The organism is Oleiphilus sp. HI0132, assembly GCF_001635845.1.
This window is the reverse complement of sequence record NZ_LWGJ01000466.1, coordinates 1-960: the sequence shown is the minus strand read 5'-3', so window position 1 is coordinate 960 and position 960 is coordinate 1. Positions and strand designations below refer to the sequence as shown.

General features: G+C 46.7%; 1 protein-coding gene. It reads left to right on the top strand.

The annotated features are described in order from the left end of the window. The coding region (locus A3766_RS30495; RefSeq protein ID WP_369808604.1) for an ABC transporter permease at positions 1–960 on the top strand (960 nt) is incomplete at both ends.

Here is a 960-nt window from a genome sequence, read left to right as displayed (position 1 = left end):
TGATTCTCGCCTTCATCACCACGCTCATCGGCCTAATGCTTGGCACCCTGATACAGGAACAACTTTCTTCCTTGCTAAGTATCCTATTTATCAATGACTTGCCTACCGCACCTTGGTCAGCTTGGGCTATTGCGAGTATTACGGCCCCGGTTACTCTACTGGGCTTTGCGCTACCTCACCTGATTCAACTAAGTCGCGTATCCCCACTTAGAATCCTGCGCCGTGACCTTGAGCCGATGAGCATTAGCGGAAGACTAATCTACGGCATCGCGCTCGCATGTATTCTCTCGTTATGCTTATGGTTTACCGGCGATGTAAAGATGTCTCTCGCAGTGATTGTCGGCGGATTGGTGACCCTTATCCTGCTCTCATTTGGTTTACGAGGAATACTTAAGCTTTTAGATAAAATCACACCTTCAGCACGCTTCAATATTTATGTGCGTTTCGCCTGGCGACACCTCATGCGCAACAATCAAAGTGCCAGCACTCAAATCTTGGCATTCGCGATGATATTGATGGTCATGCTAGTCATTAGTGTTGTAAGAAATGATTTACTAAATGACTGGCAACGCGGCTTACCCGAGAACGCGCCCAATTTCTTCGCTATGAATATACAAGCCTATGAATCGGATAGTTATAAAGCGGCACTCGAAGAAACCGGCTTCAAGAACTACCCGCTCTTTCCTATGGTTCCAGGGCGATTAACGCATATCAACGAACGCTATGTTCATGATGATGAAAAACTGAGTGAAGACCCGGCCCTTCAAAGAGATCTGGCGCTCACATGGAGTGAACAACTACCCGAAGGAAACAAAATACTGGAAGGTGTTTGGATAAATGATAAAAAGTCAGATGCGGCGAGCAAACAAGTTTCTATTGAATCGCGTTTAGCAGGGAGATTAGGTGTAAAGCTTAACGACACGCTTCGCTTCGAGGTGGCCGGACAAAGCTTCACAGTGA